This window comes from Bacteroidales bacterium (assembly GCA_023229505.1).
Classification (GTDB): Bacteria; Bacteroidota; Bacteroidia; order Bacteroidales; family JAGOPY01; genus JAGOPY01.
The window spans coordinates 114,425-134,065 of the sequence record JALNZD010000005.1 but is presented as its reverse complement, the minus strand read 5'-3'; the positions used below and the strand labels follow the sequence as shown (position 1 = coordinate 134,065).

At 46.7% G+C, this 19,641-nt stretch carries 11 protein-coding genes; 9 read left to right on the top strand and 2 right to left on the bottom strand.

From position 1 onward, the window contains the following. Positions 1–157: 157 nt before the first annotated feature. Positions 158–3,697 carry a gliding motility-associated C-terminal domain-containing protein gene (locus M0Q51_03435; GenBank protein ID MCK9399036.1) on the bottom strand — a complete coding sequence of 1,180 codons (3,540 nt, stop codon included), beginning with the start codon at positions 3,695–3,697 and terminating at the stop codon, positions 158–160. A 316-nt stretch (positions 3,698–4,013) separates the two neighbouring features. Between M0Q51_03435 and M0Q51_03430 the strand changes: the two genes are divergently transcribed. Together M0Q51_03430 and M0Q51_03425 are read left to right on the top strand one after the other, a co-directional pair. Further along, the gene (locus tag M0Q51_03430; GenBank protein MCK9399035.1) at positions 4,014–5,498 is read left to right on the top strand and encodes an IgA Peptidase M64; all 1,485 of its coding nucleotides are present in this window, start codon (positions 4,014–4,016) and stop codon (positions 5,496–5,498) included. Positions 5,499–5,504: 6 nt separating this feature from the next. Next, the gene (locus M0Q51_03425; protein ID MCK9399034.1) at positions 5,505–6,371 is read left to right on the top strand and encodes a lysophospholipid acyltransferase family protein; all 867 of its coding nucleotides are present in this window, start codon (positions 5,505–5,507) and stop codon (positions 6,369–6,371) included. Here M0Q51_03425 and M0Q51_03420 read toward each other — a convergent pair. Beyond that, positions 6,360–8,150: a long-chain fatty acid--CoA ligase gene (locus M0Q51_03420; GenBank protein MCK9399033.1), complete on the bottom strand. Its 1,791-nt coding sequence runs from the start codon at positions 8,148–8,150 to the stop codon at positions 6,360–6,362. The genes M0Q51_03425 and M0Q51_03420 overlap by 12 nt on opposite strands. 173 nt (positions 8,151–8,323) lie before the next feature. On the opposite strand from M0Q51_03420, the gene M0Q51_03415 reads away from it, so the two are divergent. The 7 genes from M0Q51_03415 to M0Q51_03385 all read left to right on the top strand — a co-directional run bounded on the left by M0Q51_03415 (position 8,324) and on the right by M0Q51_03385 (position 19,637). Further along, positions 8,324–8,914: a nucleotidyltransferase domain-containing protein gene (locus M0Q51_03415; protein MCK9399032.1), complete on the top strand. Its 591-nt coding sequence runs from the start codon at positions 8,324–8,326 to the stop codon at positions 8,912–8,914. Continuing rightward, positions 8,907–9,257: a DUF86 domain-containing protein gene (locus tag M0Q51_03410; protein ID MCK9399031.1), complete on the top strand. Its 351-nt coding sequence runs from the start codon at positions 8,907–8,909 to the stop codon at positions 9,255–9,257. Before M0Q51_03415 ends, M0Q51_03410 begins: the two co-directional genes overlap by 8 nt. Beyond that, positions 9,247–9,870, top strand: coding sequence for a hypothetical protein (locus M0Q51_03405; GenBank protein MCK9399030.1), 624 nt, complete (start codon positions 9,247–9,249; stop codon positions 9,868–9,870). Before M0Q51_03410 ends, M0Q51_03405 begins: the two co-directional genes overlap by 11 nt. 87 nt (positions 9,871–9,957) lie before the next feature. Further along, positions 9,958–10,749, top strand: a complete 792-nt coding sequence (locus M0Q51_03400; GenBank protein ID MCK9399029.1) for a glycyl-radical enzyme activating protein — start codon at positions 9,958–9,960, stop codon at positions 10,747–10,749. 132 nt (positions 10,750–10,881) lie between these two features. After that, positions 10,882–13,308 carry a glycyl radical protein gene (locus M0Q51_03395; GenBank protein ID MCK9399028.1) on the top strand — a complete coding sequence of 809 codons (2,427 nt, stop codon included), beginning with the start codon at positions 10,882–10,884 and terminating at the stop codon, positions 13,306–13,308. Further along, complete coding sequence (locus tag M0Q51_03390) at positions 13,305–17,252, top strand: EamA family transporter (protein MCK9399027.1); 3,948 nt, start codon at positions 13,305–13,307, stop codon at positions 17,250–17,252. Before M0Q51_03395 ends, M0Q51_03390 begins: the two co-directional genes overlap by 4 nt. Positions 17,253–17,264: 12 nt before the next feature. Further along, positions 17,265–19,637 carry a glycoside hydrolase family 20 protein gene (locus tag M0Q51_03385; protein ID MCK9399026.1) on the top strand — a complete coding sequence of 791 codons (2,373 nt, stop codon included), beginning with the start codon at positions 17,265–17,267 and terminating at the stop codon, positions 19,635–19,637. The last annotated feature ends 4 nt before the right edge of the window (positions 19,638–19,641 follow it).

Genomic DNA, 19,641 nt, shown 5'->3' with positions numbered 1-19,641 from the left:
TCATTCGTCCCGTTGGGACTTTATAAATGAACCACCTTCTGTTACCCCGGGTTGCACCCGGGGCTATTTTCATGTCTCCCTGACGGGAGGCAAATACATTGGACGATTGGATGATTTGATGATTTATCGATTTGTCGATTATTAATTTTTAATTTGCCTACCTCACCAGCATCACCGTTCCCGCCTCCACCTGTTCAATCTCTGTTCCCGCTGTATTATTCACCCTGAAAGCAATTTTGTAAACATAAACCCCACCCGGGCAAGGCTTTCCGTCTTTCTTTCCTTCCCAGCCCCGGGAGATGTCATCTGACTCAAATAGCATGGTGCCCCAGCGGTCGTAAATCTGCATGTTGAATTTCGTGATGTAATCGCCATTTGCAATGGCCTGGAAGGTGTCGTTCAGCCCGTCGCCATCGGGGGTGAAGGCATTGGGGAGATAGAGATATTTCGAAGGGATTTCTTCGGTTTTGATCATGATATAGATTGAATCTTCACCCAGGCAGCCTGCCGGGGATTCGAGTTGCACTTTGTATGATCCTTCGGTATTGATGATGATGGTTTCGGTTGTGTCGCCAGTGTTCCAAAGGTAAGAAGAAAGACCTGTGCCAGCTTCCAGTAGATAGCCGGCTTGCACCGTTAAGGTATCCGTGCCATGAAAAGCCGCAACAGGGTTTTCATTTACTTCAAGATGGATGGTTTTCTGGTCGGTGCAGCCCATGTTATCGGTGGCCAGGAGTGTGTAATCACCTGCATCGGCCAGGGTGATGCTGAAAATGAAGGGATCGGAATCGGTCACCTGCCCGTCGGGATAGGTCCATTGATAGCTGAAAGGTGGTTGGTTACCCGAAGCGATACCCATGATGGAGAGCATCTGTCCTTCGCAGACTGTTTTGGAGGCTGAAAGCAGGATGGATGGAGGCTCGTAGATGTTCACTTCCCCGGTATGGAACTCGGCCGGAATGGCTGAACCCTGGAGGTTCGTGAAGTAGCTTTCGGTTGTGCCGGTGTACCAGTCGAGATCTCCCAGTCCTGGCTGTTTGGTGGTAAAGACCAGCTCCGCGACGGAATCGGACTGACTTAAGGTCAATGCCACGGTGTCCTGCCACTGAAAGGTGATTTCGCCTGCTGCCTGGTCTACCCAGCCGGTTAAGTTGTTTTGCAGTTGCGGATTGACATTGGTATAACCTTCACATTGCAGATTATCAACGTTATAGCTTAGTTGCAGACGGAATGTCGCTACGGAATTGAAGTTCTCCACCTCAATTGGTATGGTAACTGCATCGCCATGGCAATGGTTTCCCGAGTCGGCTATGGCTTGCAGGTAGGTGAGGATTATATTCTGGATTTCAACGGTAAAGATTGTGTCGCAATCGTTTTCATCTTTGACCACACAAATGTAGCTTCCGGCTTGAAGATTATTAAATGTCCCGTTGTTGGTTTGCCATATGCTGCCGTTGTTGATGGAGTAAAAGATTTGCGGTGTGCTGCCAGTTGCGGTAATTTCAATCGATCCATTTCCCAGGAAATCAGTTTCGTCATTGACCACAGGTGGCAGCACCTGCGGACCGGGAATATCTTCCAGAATCACCGGGTTATCAAGATAAAACCCTTCGCATCCATTTTCATCTTTAACCCGTACCACGTAACTCGCAGCAGTTAGTCCTGTAAATAGGCTGTCAGTTTGGTAGCTGTTCCCATTATCGATGGAATATTCCAGGATTGAGCCGGGAGGAGAAAAGGCTGTGATAATTAGTTGTCCGTCGGGACGAAAGCAATGCGGAGAGATGGTTTGAACCTGTGTCACCTGCAGGTTACCGGCATCGGTGATGGTGTAGGCAGAGGAGGAAGTCTCGCAACCATTGCCATCGGTGATGGTGAGGACATACTGCCCTGCGGGCAGGTTAAAAACATCTATGTTTGTTCCGTAATCATTGCCTGACAGGTCTTCCCAGAGGTATTGCAACGGTTCAGTTCCCTGGATGGCCAGGCCGGCGACCGAACCAGAGGATCCGCTACAGGAAGTGGGAGTCACGACAAGGGAAGATTCATCGATAAGGATAGGAGGATGAAATCCGACATGAATCGTATCGCTACCGCTGCATCCGGTCTCGAAAAAGGAAGCCGTTACCCGGTAAGTGCCGCTGTCAGAAACGGTGTACTGGGAAATGCCGGGAATACCGTTCCAGGAATAAAAATCGGCAATACAATTGGCGTACAAGGTAAGTGAAGTGCCCTGACAGATCAGGGTATCGGGCCCCAAATCAGGGTGTGGTGTGGGATAAATCTCTATTTCCCGGGAAGTGTGCTCAAATCTGCCGGTTGGGTACCAGATATCAACTTCAACCTCATGAATGCCGGGGGATTGAAAAGTGTAGATTGGCGAGAGTTCATTTGAATAATTTCCCGGGGCAAACTCATCGAAAAACCAGCGGACGCTGTCGGGCGTGGGAATAAAATGCGGGATAAACTGAACCGGCGAGCCCTGGCACCGGTCGCCTTCCCATTCGAAACGGTAGAGATAGTCAAGGAGGATGTTTATTGTTTCCCAGTTTGCATCCCTTCCTCCCAAATAAACGCTTAAGGTATCGAAATCACAGGCTGTTCCCAATTCCCAGGGTTTATTAATTACACTGATAAAATTAGACCAGGGTGCGTCACATGTATCTGCCAGACAAGAAGTGTAAATCCTTCCATCATTTGAAAGCTGCATACTTGACCCACAAATATCCCGTATCCGGATGCCGGAATCATAAAAAGCCGCCGAATCTCCGACGAATTGCATATCGTACTGGTATAAAGCCCAACCCGACCAAGAATCAAAAATACCAGCATAAGACACATACAGATATTTTGAATCAGGAGAGAATTCACAATCTTCGGGAACGATATAACCTCCTAAAAAATCTGGTCGGGAAATCATATATTGGAAATCGATAAAACCTGATGATTTATTAAAAACACATACTTCCAATCCATTGGAAGGAAGAGTATAATTATTTGTATAATAAGCGGTTATCAGATATTTCTTATCCGGAGACACCTTTATTCGTCCGTATGCGGACCCTGTTTCTCTATAGATGCCAGGAGAACTATAAACAGGTTCAGGATCAACACCTGTCGCATCCACCCTGAAACAAATATACCGGTTATCATTATATAATCTTGTAACAACCCAATAGCCATCTTCATTATCATTTTTAAGGGCAAACAACTGTGCTGCAGCCATGTCAGCGGCTTCCAGCTTAACATTTTTCGTGGAGGTTACCCCTCCCAGGCCCCCATCGAGTGTCATATCCACTACTGAATAATAAAGTCCATCAGGCCAATATTGATGAGTGACACCGAAGATATAATATTGAGTACCAGAACCTGGCTTTGGGAAAGCAGTCGTGTTTTGCCAGCCTGCAGGATGCTCCGGCAGCAGCCCGCTACCGTTCAACATTACTTCATCATTGCGGTTCCACACTGTCTCCCCGTTAAAATAAAACAACAAATTACCAATGCTGTCGCTCATTACGGTACCACAAAAACCTCCGTCAGGATAATGATGAAAAATCGGAACCGGATCGCCTGATGTGAAATTTAACCCTGCCCAACCGCCAAAAATCCAGTTATCCGCTTCCCGCTGTGCAAAGAGAGAGGGAGATGAAAGGAAGGAAAGAAGGATCAGGGATAATATGTTTTTATAAAGTTTCATAATGCCCCATCAAGATAATCTGGTTTGAAATCGTGGTATAAAAGTAGGATATATTGGGGAGAAAAGCAAGGGATTGGGTAATCATTAATAGCCGGCAGATTCCCGCTTTCGCGGGAATCTGTTTGCAAACCGTCATTCCCACGACAGTGGGAATCTCTCTGCCCGGCTTACCATTCTACTGTTTTCAATCCCGGTCACGTCATTCCGACGAGCGACGAAGGAGCGAGGAGGGATCTGATGGATTTGTCGATTTGTCGATTTGTCGATTTGTCGATTTAAATTAATCCTAAATTTACACTGAATTAAAAACCAGATTATGAAAAGATATTTATTAATACTCGTGCCAGTTATCCTGCTTTCATGCAATGCACCGCGAAAACCGGCGGAAACGGCTAAAGTTGCAACTGAAACTCCTGTTGCTCAGGTTCTTGCTATTGACAAGGGCAATGTGACTTTTGATGATTATTTCCTCGACAAAACCATGCGCCTGGATTATTTCCACACCGGGACCGCGAAAGAAGAGATTTTTTCGCCTGATCGTATCGTATCCGACGGCTCATGGCCGGGGAGTAAGAACATCCTGGTTGATCCGCTCGAACTGGGCCTGTACTTGTTCGAAATTGCGGACAAGAAATCAAACATGCTGCTATATTCCCGTGGTTTTGCCAGCGTCTTCGGCGAATGGCAAACCACTCCCGAAGCTGAATTGGGATATGGAACGTTCCATGAATCGATCCGCTTTCCCTGGCCGAAAAACCCGGTGAATGTCATCATGAAAAAAAGAGATACCGCAAATGTATTTCAAATCATCTGGACAACTTCCATCGATCCTGCATCCCGTAAAGTCAACCCGGCTGATCTTGCCCATACCGAAAAGGTCAGCGTCATCTATGATAATGGCCTGGCTGCGGAAAAGCTGGATATCGTAATCCTCGGAGATGGCTATACCGCTTCGGAAATGGGAAAATTTGAAAAGGATGCGAAAAGGATGGCCGATGTTTTGCTGAATCACGAGCCTTTCCTAGATAGAAAAAATGATATAAATATCCGTGCAGTTGAGTCACCTTCTGAAGTTTCAGGTGTCTCGAGGCCGCATCCGGGCGTATTTAAACGTACTGCCCTTTCAGCCCACTACGGCAGTTTCGATTCTGAGCGTTATGTGCTTTCATATGATAACCGCACCATCCGTGATGTCGCCTCAGCTGTGTTTTACGATTTCATGGTCATCCTGATCAATGAGAGGACCTATGGAGGAGGAGGAATCTATAATCTTTATACGACAGTTTCGGCCGACAATAAATTAGGGGAATATATAATGGTCCACGAGTTTGGCCATCATTTGGGCGCTTTGGCTGATGAGTATTATACTTCTTCCATAGCATATGAAATGCCTGAAATAAAAGTAGAACCCTGGGAAGTCAACATTACCGCCCTTTTCGATAAAAATAGCCTGAAATGGAAAGACCTGGTGGAAGCAGGTACGCCCATCCCAACACCCTGGAACAAGGAACCTTTCGACCAGTTTGGCTACCGGATACAGCAGGAACGCGACAGCCTGAGGGCCGCCAAAGTGCCGGAGGAGATCATGGAAGCGCTCTTCATGCGGCAAATGAAACAGGAAGATGAGTATTTTGCAGCCGAGCAATACAGGGACAAGGTCGGCGCTTTTGAAGGAGCGGGTTATCTGGCCAAAGGCCTGTACCGTTCACAGATCGATTGCATTATGTACACCCGCCACATGCAGTTCTGCAAAGTTTGCCGGCGTGGTTTGGAAGATGTGATTGATATGTATTCGAAGTAACGAAACATGAATCTTGCTGCAACATTTTTCTTTTACTTGTTCGTGCTCCTGATTGGTATCATGCCTTTCAGGTTGCTTTATGTACTTTCGGATTTCGTTTCATTTTTGTTGAGAAAAGTTTTCAAATACAGGAAAAATGTCGTCATTAATAATCTTAGAAGTTCATTCCCTGAAATTAGTGAAGAGGAGACCCGGTTAATTGTCAAACGGACTTATCTGAATCTTTCTGATGTTTTTATGGAAGGCATCAGGGCTTTTACCATGACCCGGAAACAGATCAGGGAGCGACATCATATTTTGAACCCGGAAATCCTGGAACCTTATTTTGAAGCAGGGCAGGGGATCATTGTAGTGACCGGGCATTATGGAAACTGGGAATGGGGTGCATTATCACCTGCTTTACAAACCCACTTTCATAACATTGCATTCTACAAGCCACTGAAAAACAAGTGGATGGATAAGATGGTCAACAGGAACCGGTCGCGGTGGGGAACAACACTGGCTCCTATCCGGCAAACAACTAAAACCTTTGAAACTTATCGTGGTCAGACTATTTTGTACCTGATGGCAGCCGATCAAAGTCCTTCCAACCGTGAAATGGCTTACTGGGTGAGTTTCCTGGGCCGTGAAACCGCTTTCCTGCATGGGCCTGAAAAACATGCCCGGAACAATAATTACCCGGTAATATTTGTTGCAATCCGCCGGGTGAAAAGAGGATTTTATGAGCTCGAGCTGACATCCCTGGTGGAAGATCCTTCCAAACTGCCTGACGGAGAAATTACACGGCTTTTTGCGGAAAAACTGGAGACATTGATCCGTGAAGATCCGGCCAACTGGCTCTGGTCGCATAGACGCTGGAAATTAACCCGCTGAGTACATCAGTTCAATTAGTTCCACGTATTGCTCTGCAATCACCTTTCTTCGCAGTTTGAGCGTGCTGGTCATAGCGCTGTTTTCAACACTGAACGGCTCGGCGAGCAAGGTGAATTTTACTACCCTTTCATATGGAGTTACATCTGCCTGGATCTGGTCAAGCTTCACCTGGAAGAGCTTTAATATTGCCGGATGAGATGTAAGTATTTTACGGTCAGACGTGTCGATGCCAAGTTTTTCAGCCACACTTTTAAGGTGTTCGAAAGATGGAACGATCAGGGCAGAAACGTATTTCCGGTTGTCGCCAACCACGATGACCTGCTCGATTAGTTTTTCCTGTCCGAGCAGCAATTCCAGTTTCTGCGGCGATACATATTTCCCGACCGATGTTTTGAAGAGGTCTTTAATCCGGTCGCTCATCACCAGGTTTCCGTCACTGGTAAAGTGTCCCTCGTCACCTGTCATATACCAACCATCTTTAAGTGCTTTAGCCGTTTCTTCCGGCTTTTTATAATATCCCCTGAAAACTGTCGGCCCTTTGACCATGATCTCACCTTCTTCGCTGAACTTGACAGCTAAACCCGGCATCACGGTACCGCAGGATTCAAATTCGTACCATTCGTTTTTAAAACATGAAACAGTAGCCGTCGTTTCAGTGGCCCCGTAGCCATAGGTTACAAAAAGCCCTGTGGCATGGAAAAACCGGAGGAGGTCCTCACGGATGGCAGCGCCGGCACAGGGCATCTGGCGGATGTTTTTTCCGAACACGTTACGCAACTTTTTCAGTACCAGCTTTTCAGCAATATTTCGTTTGAATTTTAATCCTGATGGCAGATCCATCGATTTGCTACTGTACTCGTTGCACTGGTGACCAACGGCGATGGCCCAGTCGAAAATGTTCTTTTTAACCTTCGGCCATTTTGCTGTTTCGACCTGTATCCCTTCATAGGTTTTTTCGAAAAATCTTGGCACAGTGCACATCACGGTGGGATTTGCGATTGGCATGACGCTGATGACTTCCCTGGGATTTTCAAGGAAAACATTCACTGCTCCGCAGTACATCAGGTAAAATGTCCAGGTACGCTCAAATATATGACTAAGAGGCAGGAAGCACATGGAAACATCCTGGTCGGTAATGTCCAGCCTGTTATCGTGAATGGCAAAACATTCCATGAAATTATCATGTCCCAGCATGACCCCTTTCGGCTCGCCGGTGGTCCCGGAAGTGTAGAGGATGGTGGCCAGGTCGAATGGCTGGGCCTGGTCGTAGAGCTGCTCAAGTTCCTCACCAAAAAGCGGGTCATTGCCAAGTTTAAGGAAGTTTTCCCAGGTGATGCATCTTTCGTCGGTTGTTTCAGTTCCATCCTGGAAAATGACGATTCTCTTCAGGCTTCCTGAATGGTCCAGCAGCCAGATCGCTTTTTCGAGCTGTTCTTTGTTCCCGACGAACATCAGCTTCATTTCCGTTTCGTCGACGATATATTTAACTTGTGATCTTGAAGCGGTTCCAAAGAATGGCACCACTACACCCCTGATGCCTAAAATGCCGATATCTGTAATAGTCCATTCCAGCCGGTTATCGCTGAAAATACCAATAAGGGACTCATGCCCGAAACCCAGCGAGATGAGTGCACGGGAAACCCTGTCGGCATCGCGGGTAAACTCATTCCAGGTATAACTTTTAAAGGATCCGCCAAGGCTCTCCCGATACCTGAAAACTTCGCGTGAGCCATAGCGGGCAGCACGATCGCGGATCATATGGGCAATATGCTCTTTCATAAAAATTCGGATTATGTAAAATATTAAACGACAGCAGCAAAGGTGGTGATTTTAAGGAGATAATCCAAATTTTAGATATGAACTGCAGAAATTTATTTTTTATGATCACCTGGAAATCTTAAATAGATGCCAAAATAATTTATTATCTTTGACATAAAATGTCAACAATCATTATGTCAACTGTTGGACTGAGATTAAGGGAGTTAAGGGAGAAAGCCGGGATATCCTTGCGTAAAGCGGCAATTCTGTCCGGCATTGACTTAGCGGTACTGAGCAAAATTGAGCGGGGTAAAAGGCAGTTTAATAAAAATCAGATCATCAAACTGGCTGAGTTGTATGAGGTTAACCTGGATGACCTGCTGAAGCAATATTTAGGAGAAAAAGTCCTTTATAATTTAAAAGACGAACAACTGGCTACCGAGGCCCTGAAGATGGCCGAAAAATCAATCCAATATGGGAAATTATCTAATCTGGATATTAATGAAATTATACTGAAATCCAGGTCAGTTTTAAAAGGAGATAACAGGATTGAGAATGCATGGATTTTCGGTTCCTATGCCCGCCGGGATCAAAAACCGGGCAGTGACCTGGATATCATGATCAAAATTAAGAGCGGTGCAACTTTCAGCCTGTATGACATGGCGGAAATTCAATATCAGCTTGAGAACCTTTTCGGTTTAAAGGTTGATGTTGTGGAAAAAGATGCCCTGAGCCCTTTAACTTTTGAGTCAATATTGACTGAAATGATTGTGATTTATGGATGACAGGAACCTTCAGCGGCTTTTACATATTCATGAGGCCATTTTTTCCATCCATAAGTTTTGCCAGGATAAAACATTGGAAAATTTCAGGGAGGATGACTTGCTTTTCAGCGCTGTTTTACAGAAGTTTCTGATCATTGGAGAATCGGTGGCAAAGATTGACCAGGATTTACTGGACAAATACACCTATCCATGGTATAAGCCACGCGCTTTCAGAAATTTCATCGCTCATGAATATTTTCACATCAGGCCGGAACGGATCTGGGATACTATCCACAACAACCTGAACGGATTGGATGAGATGATCCGTATAATCTTAAAAGACGAATACAATTATGAAGATTAGATTACAAGTTCCCATGTTATTATTTCTCCTGATTGTTCCATTATATCCGGGCTGCAGAACCGATAACCCTGAAATCAGGCAAGCAGTTACAAACCAGCTTCAACGCTATCCGGAATCAAGCTTGCAGGATATTTACAAGAGTTTTTTCCAGGATGAATTTGGCCCGGGGCATTTGCTGGAAGATACAGCCGGGGCGCGGAATTACCTTGTATATGAACTATCGGAAATGGCATCTTCCGGAAATCATGTTGCGGAGCCCTGCGGTGTAGGAAAGAACTTCTACCGTGTGCCGCTGGACCTGGTAAAAGACGGCATCATCAGTGACAACAGCTTGTTCAGCGCATTCATGGAAAGCGCTTCATCTTTCAGACTGCCGGATATTGAATTATGGAAAAAGAAGTGGGTAGAAATCGTGATTGTCATTGAAAGGATGAACCTGAACCTGCCGAACTTCGACGAGGATAAAAAATCCCTGGCAGACATGCACAGGCAAGGGGAAACTGCAATGCATCACAGCCAGCAGTATGAGGAGCTTTATAAGCCGCACTACCGGATCCTGGGCAAGGAGGAGTGGGAGGAACTTCAGAAATTATTTCCTAATAGACAGCCTTAATTTTTGGGCTAAAGCCCTGATTATTATAATAAAGAACATGACTAATGACTAATAACCACTAACCAATAACTATTAACCAATGGCAATTTGAATTCTTTAGTATTTGACATCCGCCATTACACCATCCACGACGGCCCGGGGATCCGGACGACAGTCTTCTTTAAGGGCTGCCCGCTTCGCTGTCGGTGGTGCCATAACCCGGAGAGCCAGGAGAGTGGAGTAGGGCAGGTTTTAGTGCAAAGGGTCCTGGATGGGAAGCTGTTTGAAAGCAAGTTGGCAGTTGGCAGTTGGCAGTCGGCAGGGGAGGTTATGAAAGAGATTGCGAAAGATGCTGTGTTTTATGACGAATCGGGCGGCGGGGTGACGTTTTCCGGCGGCGAACCGCTGTTGCAGTCAGAAGCTTTGAAGGAACTGCTGGGGCTTTGCCGGGAACAAGGCTATCACACGGCCATCGATACCTCGGGGCATGCAGAACCGGTTGCTATGGAAAGGGTCATGGAACTGGCCGGCCTCTGGTTGTTTGACCTGAAGCTGATGGATGACTCCAGGCACATGGAATATACCGGTGTTTCAAATGAACTTGCTTTGAAGAACCTCGAAACGCTTGCCCTGGCAGGGAAAGAGATTATTATCCGTTTTCCGTTCATACCCGGGATTACTGACGGAAAAGATAACCTGGAAGCTCTAGCAATGCTTATGTTAAGGCTTGGACTGAAACGGATCGATATTTTACCCTATCACGCAATCACAAGGGATAAATACCGGCGGATGGGGAAAGATTTCCTGTTGGAAAGTCTAAAAGGACCTGATGATGCCAAAGTTGATGAGATAATGACGTTTTTTAAAGATAGGGGTTATTTGGTTGGAGTTGGAGGTTAAAAGTTATAGTTTTGAGTTTTGAGTTTTGAGGTTTAAGGTTTAAGTTCGGGAATTTATTATCTGCGTAAATCTGCGAATAAATCCGCGAAAATCCGCGAGAAACTTTAGAAGAAATTTTATGTAAATAAGATTATGCTTTCGGAAAGAATAAAGCAATTAAGAGACCAGAGCCTGCAGGCGATCAATACGCTCTCTCACGAACGGGCGCTGTTGTTAACGGAATTTTATCAGTCCAATGAAGCGAAGAATGTTTCCATCCCCGTTCAAAGGGCCATGGCTTTCCGGCATATCCTGCAAAATAAAAAGATTTGCATTAACGATGGTGAACTGATCGTCGGTGAACGCGGCCCTGCGCCCAAGGCCGTGCCGACCTACCCGGAGATATGCCTGCATTCACTGGAGGACCTGGAGATACTCCATACCCGCCCTAAGGTTTCGTATAAGTCGGATGAGGAAACCCGTAAGGTATACAGAGAAATCATCATCCCATTCTGGCAGGGCCGCACTCAGCGCGACCGGATATTTGCCGCGATGGACCGGCAATGGATCGAGGCTTACCAAGCCGGCATTTTTACCGAGTTCATGGAACAACGTTCCCCGGGACATACAGTGCTTGGTGGTAAGATTTATCAGAAAGGATTCCTGGATTTCATTAAAGAGATTGATGAGCAATTGAGAATGTTGGTTAACGTCGGTGTCAGTGATGCGGAAGCTAAGAGCGAAGAACTGAGGGCAATGAAGATAACCGCGCTGGCTATGATCCGTTTTGCAGAGCGCCATTCCGAAGAACTGATCCGAATTTCAAATTTCAAATTTCAAGGTGCCGAAAACAAAGAGAAAAGGGCTGAGCTATCAGAGATGGCTGATATTTGCCGTTGGGTACCTGCACATGCTCCCAGGTCCTTTCATGAAGCGCTGCAATACTATTGGTTCGTTCATATCGGCGTGATTACCGAGCTGAATCCCTGGGATTCATTTAACCCCGGCCGGCTCGACCAGAACCTCTACCCATTTTATCAGCGCGAAATCGCTGCAGGCAGCCTTACCCATGAAAAAGCCAAAGAAATCCTGCAATCATTCTGGATAAAATTCAACAACCAACCGGCCCCTCCGAAGATAGGAGTTACGGCCAAGGAAAGCAGCACATACACTGACTTCGCCCTGATCAATGTCGGCGGTGTCAAGCCCGACGGAAGCAATGCAGTCAACAAACTAAGCTACCTTATCCTCGACGTTGTGGAAGAGATGCGAATCCTCCAGCCAAGCTCGATGGTGCAACTCAGCAGGGAGAACCCTGACAGTTTTATCGAACGGGCAATGCACATTGTCAAAACAGGTTTCGGCCAGCCGAGTATTTTCAATACGGATGCTATCGTTCAGGAACTTGTCAGACAAGGAAAAACAATCGAAGATGCCCGTGATGGAGGAGCCAGCGGCTGCGTGGAAAGCGGAGCTTTCGGCAAAGAAGCCTACTGGCTAACTGGTTACTTCAACCTGCCTAAGGTGCTCGAGATCACCTTTCACGGTGGAATTGATCCGAGGACCGGTAAAAAAACAGGGTTGGAAACCCCGGGGTTGGAAACCATCGATAATTTCGCTGACCTTTTAAATACTTTCCAGAGTCAACTCAACTTTTTCATCGACATCAAAATAAAAGGCAACCTTATTATTGAAAAGCTTTTTGCTGAAAATATGCCGGTGCCTTTCCTCTCGGTCCTGATTGAAGACTGCATCGTCAATGGAAAAGACTACAATGCCGGCGGCGCGCGGTATAATACCTCCTATATTCAGGGCGTGGGCCTGGGCAGCGTAACGGATATGCTCACGGCGCTGAAATATTGGGTTTATGACGGCAAGACGGTAAGACGGGAGGACGGTAAGACTGTAAGAATGGAAGACGGCAGGACGGTGAGACTGGAAGAGATGTTTCATGCAATGGCTGCTGACTTTGTGGGATATGAGGATTTACGGTATAAATTGATCTATGAAACCCCCAAGTATGGTAATGATGATGACTATGCCGATGAGCTGGCGGTCAAAGTGTTTGATATGTTTTTTGATGCGGTGGATGGCAGACCGAACACCAGGGGCGGAAAGCACCACATCATGATGCTGCCCACCACCAGCCACATTTATTTCGGAAGTGTGACCGGGGCCACACCGGATGGACGCAAAGCATGGCAGCCGCTTTCCGAGGGCATCTCGCCATTCCAGGGTGCCGACATCAAAGGTCCGACAGCGGTGTTGAAATCAGCATCCAAGATCGGCCACCTGCGAACAGGTGGAACTTTGCTGAACCAGAAATTCACTCCTCAGCTGCTGAACGATGAAAAAGGCATAACCAGCGTCGCAAAGCTCATCCGGGGCTATTTCCGCCTTAATGGGCATCACATCCAGTTTAATGTGGTCACAGCAGATACCTTGCGCGAAGCGCAGAAACATCCTGAAAAATACCGTGACCTGATCGTGCGGGTTGCCGGCTACAGTGATTATTTCAATGACCTGGGCACGGAACTGCAGGATGAGATTATCAGACGGACTGAACACGCACTAATTTGAACCGATCAAGCACTATACGTTCCGACCTGCTTCTTCTGCTGGCAGCCATCATCTGGGGTTTTGCCTTCGTGGCCCAGCGCATGGGTATGGAGCATATCGGCCCGTTCCTGTTCAATGGAATACGGTTTGCGCTGGGAGCGGCAACGCTATTATTTGTCGTTAAAGTAAAAGGTTTGTTTGAAAATAAGACGGTAAGACTATATGACGGTAAGATGGGTGGAAAAGCACCTAATGATTTACTGCCAACTGCCAACTGCCAACTGCCAACTGTCAACTGCCGACTGCCGATTCCTGGCGGCATCCTCCTGGGCCTGATCCTTTTCGCCGGTGCTACTTTCCAGCAGGCAGGTATTGTATATACCACTGCCGGCAATGCGGGCTTTATTACCGGCCTCTATGTTATCCTCGTACCGGCTTTTGGTATGTTTATCGGACAGAAAGCAAGGGCTAACCTTTGGGGAGGGGCTATCCTCGCCGCTTTTGGCTTGTACTTACTTTCAGTGACAGAAAGTTTCACCATATCCAAAGGCGATGTCTTGGTGCTTACCGGTGCGGTTTTCTGGGCCGTTCATGTCCTTTATACCGGCTGGCTTTCACCACGGACAGCCGTCATGCGTCTTGCGATTACGCAGTACACGGTTTGTGCAGCACTTAGCCTGATCGCCGCTTTGCTCTTTGAATCAAATACGCTGAAAGGAATTTATAGTGCTATAATCCCTCTTCTGTACGGAGGATTATTATCTGTGGGGGTGGCTTTCACCCTGCAGATCATCGGCCAGAAAAAAGCCCCGCCGGCGCATACCGCTATCATCCTAAGCCTGGAAGCAGTTTTTGCCGTCATCGGCGGTTTGTTGATATTATCCGAAACCATGACCGACCGGAAATGGATCGGATGTGCAATGATGCTGGCAGGGATGGTGCTGGCGCAGGTGAGAGTCAGTAGTCAGAAGAGAAGCTACCTTCTTATTCTTTCTTTGCTCTGTTTACTGAATATCAATGCCCAGCAGGTTAACGACTGGGAAAACCCTGAGGTGGTGGGTATTAACAAATATGCCCCGCATTGCACCCTCATACCTTACCCTGATGAACGTATGGCCCTGGAAAATAACAGGGTCATGTCGCCTGACTTTCAGATGCTGAACGGCTTATGGAGATTCAACTGGGTGGAGCGGCCGGATGACCGCCCAAAGGATTTTTACCTGCCTGAACATAATGATTACAAATGGAAACAAATTCCGGTCCCTTCTAATTGGGAATTCCAGGGCTACGGAGTGCCCATCTACGTTAATATTCCTTATGAATGGACACGAAAGCCCAATCCGCCCGAAATTCCCCATGATTACAACCCGGTTGGCTCTTATCGCCATCGTTTTAACATTCCTGATACCTGGAGCGACAAACAGATATTTATTCACTTCGGTGCTGTGAAGTCTGCTTTTTACCTCTGGATAAACGGAAAGAAAGTCGGTTATAGCCAGGATAGCAAAACACCTGCGGAATTCGATATCACGGATTATATCAAACCAGGCAATAACCTGCTGGCCATTGAGGTTTATCGCTGGTCGGACGGGTCTTACCTGGAGTGCCAGGATTTCTGGCGCATCAGCGGCATCGAACGTGATGTTTACCTGTACGCACGACCCGCAGTTTATATCAGGGATTATTTTGCCCATACCGGGCTGACCAGTGATTACTCCGAAGGGGATTTTAAACTTGAAGTCGATGTAATTAACAGCGGGGCAAAGAAGACTAAAAATCTTACTCTCCAGGCGAAATTACTGACTACAGACGGTAGAATTACTGTTGCCTCATTTTCCGAAGAATTTTTTCTTAATAAGCAGGAGAACAGGGAGATTATATTTGAGCAGCTGATAGCAAAGCCCAGGAAATGGTCTGCCGAGACGCCGGACCTTTATACACTTGTTCTGTCGGTTTATAATGAAGATGGGATTTGTGAAGAAGCACTCAATTGCAAGGTTGGTTTCAGGTCATCCGAGATAAAAAACGGCCAATTACTGGTAAACGGTGTTCCCATCCTGATTAAAGGCGTGAACCGGCATGAGCATGATCCAGTGACGGCGCATGTCATATCGGAAAAATCCATGCTGGAGGATATTCGCCTGATGAAACAGTTTAACATCAACACGGTGCGGACCTGTCATTACCCAGATGATCCCAGGTGGTATGAGCTTTGCGACAAGTATGGCCTTTATGTGATCGATGAAGCCAACATTGAATCGCACGGCATGGGCTATGATCCTGACCTCACCCTCGGTAATGACCTGCGGTTCATGACAGCTCACCTGGCCAGGGTGCAATCTATGCTTGAACGCGACAAAAACCACCCCAGCGTGATCATCTGGTCGATGGGCAATGAAGCAGGCGACGGGGTGAATTTCGATACCTGCTACAACTGGATCAAGCAGCGTGACCCGTCACGGCCGGTCCATTATGAAAGGGCAGAGCTAAGATGGAACACGGGCGGATCGATCTGGGATTGGGTGGACCAGGGGATACAGCAAAAAGACGACAAAGGAAGGATATATTATGCCTATGGTGGCGATTTCGGTCCCTCTGGAACCCCGAGCGACAGCAATTTCTGCATCAACGGGCTTGTTTTGCCTGACCGGACGCCTCACCCGGCCCTGTACGAGGTAAAAAAAGTTTATCAATATATCGGGATTAAACCGGTGGATGGGTCGTTTGGGAAAATATCGGTGAAAAACAAGTACGATTTTATTTCAGCAAATAACCTGGATATTCACTGGAGACTGACAGGCGACGACCAGGTCATCGCATCCGGGATTATAGAACAGCCGGATATTGCCCCGAAGGGAGAAAAGATCTTTGAACTTGGCCTTCCTGCTGTTGAGCCTCTCCCGGGGGTTGAGTATTTCCTGAATTTCAGTGTCACGACCCGGGAATCCTCAGGGTTGGTCCCCAAAGGACATGAGGTGGCCGGCGAACAAATTCCTTTGCCCTGGAAAGCCAACATCAAACCGGTTAAGGATAAAGCTTCCCTTGAGACCATCTGGAGCAAAGACCGAAAAATGCTGACCGTTTCAGGAGTCGATTTCATTGTCATGTTTGACACCCTCACCGGGACGATGACTTCCCTCGAATTTAACAGGAAACAATTTTTAACGCGGGGTCCTGAACCAAACTTCTGGCGCGCCCCGATCGACAATGATTTCGGGAACCGGATGCAGAAAAGGTGCGCTGTCTGGAAAGAGGCCAGCATCCTGAGGGTGGTAAAATCCTTCAAAGTAGCCAAACCGGCTAAGGGCGAAGTGCATATTACCGCAGACTTCCTGTTGGGGAACGCCCGGATTCCATACCGGGCAACCTATGTTATTTACGGCACGGGAGATATCATTATTTCCGCCGAAATTGATCCCGGTGCTGCCGAACTGCCGGAACTGCCGCGTTTTGGTATGAACTTCAGGATACCTGCAGAATTCAGCCAGGTGAAATGGTACGGGCGCGGTCCCTTTGAGAATTACTGGGACCGTCATACAGCCGCCTTTGTTGGCGTTTATGAAAGTAAAGTGGCTGATCTCGGTTTCCCTTATCTGAGGCCACAGGAAAACGGCACCCGCACCGATATCCGCTGGATGTCATTAACCAATGAAGATGGCATTGGTCTGATGATTGCGGGTTTGCCGCTGATTTCCGCCTCAGCCCTGCCTTTCACTACCAGCCAGCTTGATTACACCGATAACGGATTCCGCCATACTGCCGATCTTGTACCTAACGATTTCATCGATCTGAATATTGATTACCGCCAAACCGGTGTAGGTGGCAATGATAGCTGGGGGGCAAGACCCCTTCCGGTTTATACTTTGTTTGCAGGTAAATACAAGTATAGCTTCCGCATCCGGCCGATCAATCAAAATAATGACCCGATGAAAATCAGTAAAGTTGTATTTTTGCCTGATAATTAAAAAAGCCTATCTATGAAAGTGAAAGAGATTTCCCTTTTCGCCATGATTGTTTTTATATTTATTGGATGTACTCGCCAAACTCCGTCTGTAGAACGTCCCGATATCATTCCCATTCCTTACAAGTCCGAAATGACGGGCGGGAATTTTAAAGTCAATGGAAAAACAAAAGTATTGATGAATTCTTCAGACAATAAAGTGAAGAATGTTGCAGAAGCATTGCAGTCAACCCTGTCTGCGTATACTAAAAGGTTTCTTTCAGTAAGCCAGGCCGGCGGAAAACAACCGAAGAATTCCATCTTCCTGAAGATAGATGAGACCTTATCTGAAGATTTAGGTAAAGAAGGCTACAAATTATCTGTAAAATCATCACGGATTGAGATCAGCGCCCCGGAGCCGGCCGGGCTTTTTTATGGCGTGCAGACCCTGTACCAGCTTCTTCCGCCTGGAATTTACAGCAGCCATGATAGCCTGGCGGATGCAGACCTGGATTTGAAAATCCCCTGTATTGAAGTGACGGATAAGCCTGCTTTTCCCTGGCGCGGGATGCACCTGGATGTCTCACGTCATTTTTTCCAGAAAGAATTCATTGAAAAATATATCGACCTGATCGCGCTTCACAAAATGAATGTTTTTCATTGGCACCTGACGGATGACAATGGCTGGAGAATACAAATCGACCGGTATCCTTTGCTAACGGAAGTTGCCGCCTGGAGAGCTGATCGGGAAGGGATACCATGGACGGAGTGCCAGCCGCGACGCCCGGGGGAACCTGCAACTTACGGTGGTTTTTATTCAAAGGAAGATATACGGGAAATCGTTGAATACGCTAAACAAAGGTTTGTAACGATCATTCCGGAAATTGAAATGCCGGGGCATACTTCGGAGGTTTTTGCCGCTTACCCTGAATTTTCATGCACAGGTAAGAGAACAACCGTACAGACAGGCTCGTACTGGCCGAATAATGATATTTTCTGTGCCGGGAAGGATGAAACTTTCGGTTTCCTGGAGAATGTCCTGGATGAGGTGATGGAGCTCTTCCCGTCAGAATATATCCATATCGGCGGTGATGAGGCCGATAAAACTGCCTGGAAATCCTGCTCTGATTGCCAGGCCAGGATCAGGAAAGAAGGCCTTTCCGGTGTGGATGAGCTCCAGAGTTATTTTGTGAAAAGGATCGAAAAGTACCTGAAGGCTAAAGGTAAAAGGATGATCGGCTGGGATGAGATTCTGGAAGGCGGAATTGCACCTGATGCCACCGTCATGTCGTGGCGCGGGTATGAAGGTGGAATTGATGCGGCCAGGCAAGGACATCAGGTGGTCATGTGCCCGGGTTCCTATTGTTATTTTGATCATTACCAGGCTGATCCTGAGTTTCAACCCGAAGCTATCGGTGGATTGACTACCGTGAAAAAGGTCTATTCATTTTTTCCCATCCCATCTGAGTTATCCAGGAAAGAGGGTGAGCTGATCCTGGGTGGTCAGGGGAATGTATGGACAGAATATATTTCCACTACTTCCCATGCTGAATATATGGCTCTGCCAAGAATGACCGCATTGGCCGAAGTACTCTGGAGCCCGGTAAATCTGCTTGACTGGGATAACTTCCGGTCACGGTTGCAAACCCAGTTTTCAAGGTTCGACCGGATGGATGTTAATTATTCCCAGGGTTCAGGAAAAGTTGATGTGACACCATTGATGAATATGGATAATAGGCCTTATACGCTGAGGCTCGAAACAGAAGCAACGGGGACCTCCATCTATTACACCCTGGATGGTAATACGCCGGACCGGAGTTCCTTTATTTACAGAAAACCCATAAATATCGACCATGATGGTACTTTAAAAGCAGTTGCTTTCAAAGATGATAAACAATTGGAAAAGCCTGCGGAATATGAGATAGAATATCATCGGATTGTTGGTAAAAATATTTTTTACCTTGAAAAGTTCAGTGAACGCTATCCTGGAAACGGGCCACAGACATTAAATGATGGCTTAAGCGGCTCATTGAATTATAATGATGGCTATTGGCAAGGATTTAATGGAAATAATGTGGATGTCGTAATTGATCTGGGTGAGGATTTTACTTTCAAAACCATTTCTGCAACATTCCTATTGGATCAGAAAAGATTGATATTTATCCCTGAAACAGTGAATTATTATTTATCGGAGGACGGGGAAAGATTTCAGAAAATAGCAAGTGTAACGCATAATATTTCTTTAAACAATGAAAGGGTACTGACTAATGATTTTACTGCCAAACTTAACAAGCCTTTAAAAGTTAAGTATCTCCGTGTTGAAGCCATCAACATAGGGGTATGCCCGGAATGGCATCCGGAAAAAGGACAAAAAGCGTGGCTTTTTATCGATGAAATCGTAGTTAAGTAAATTA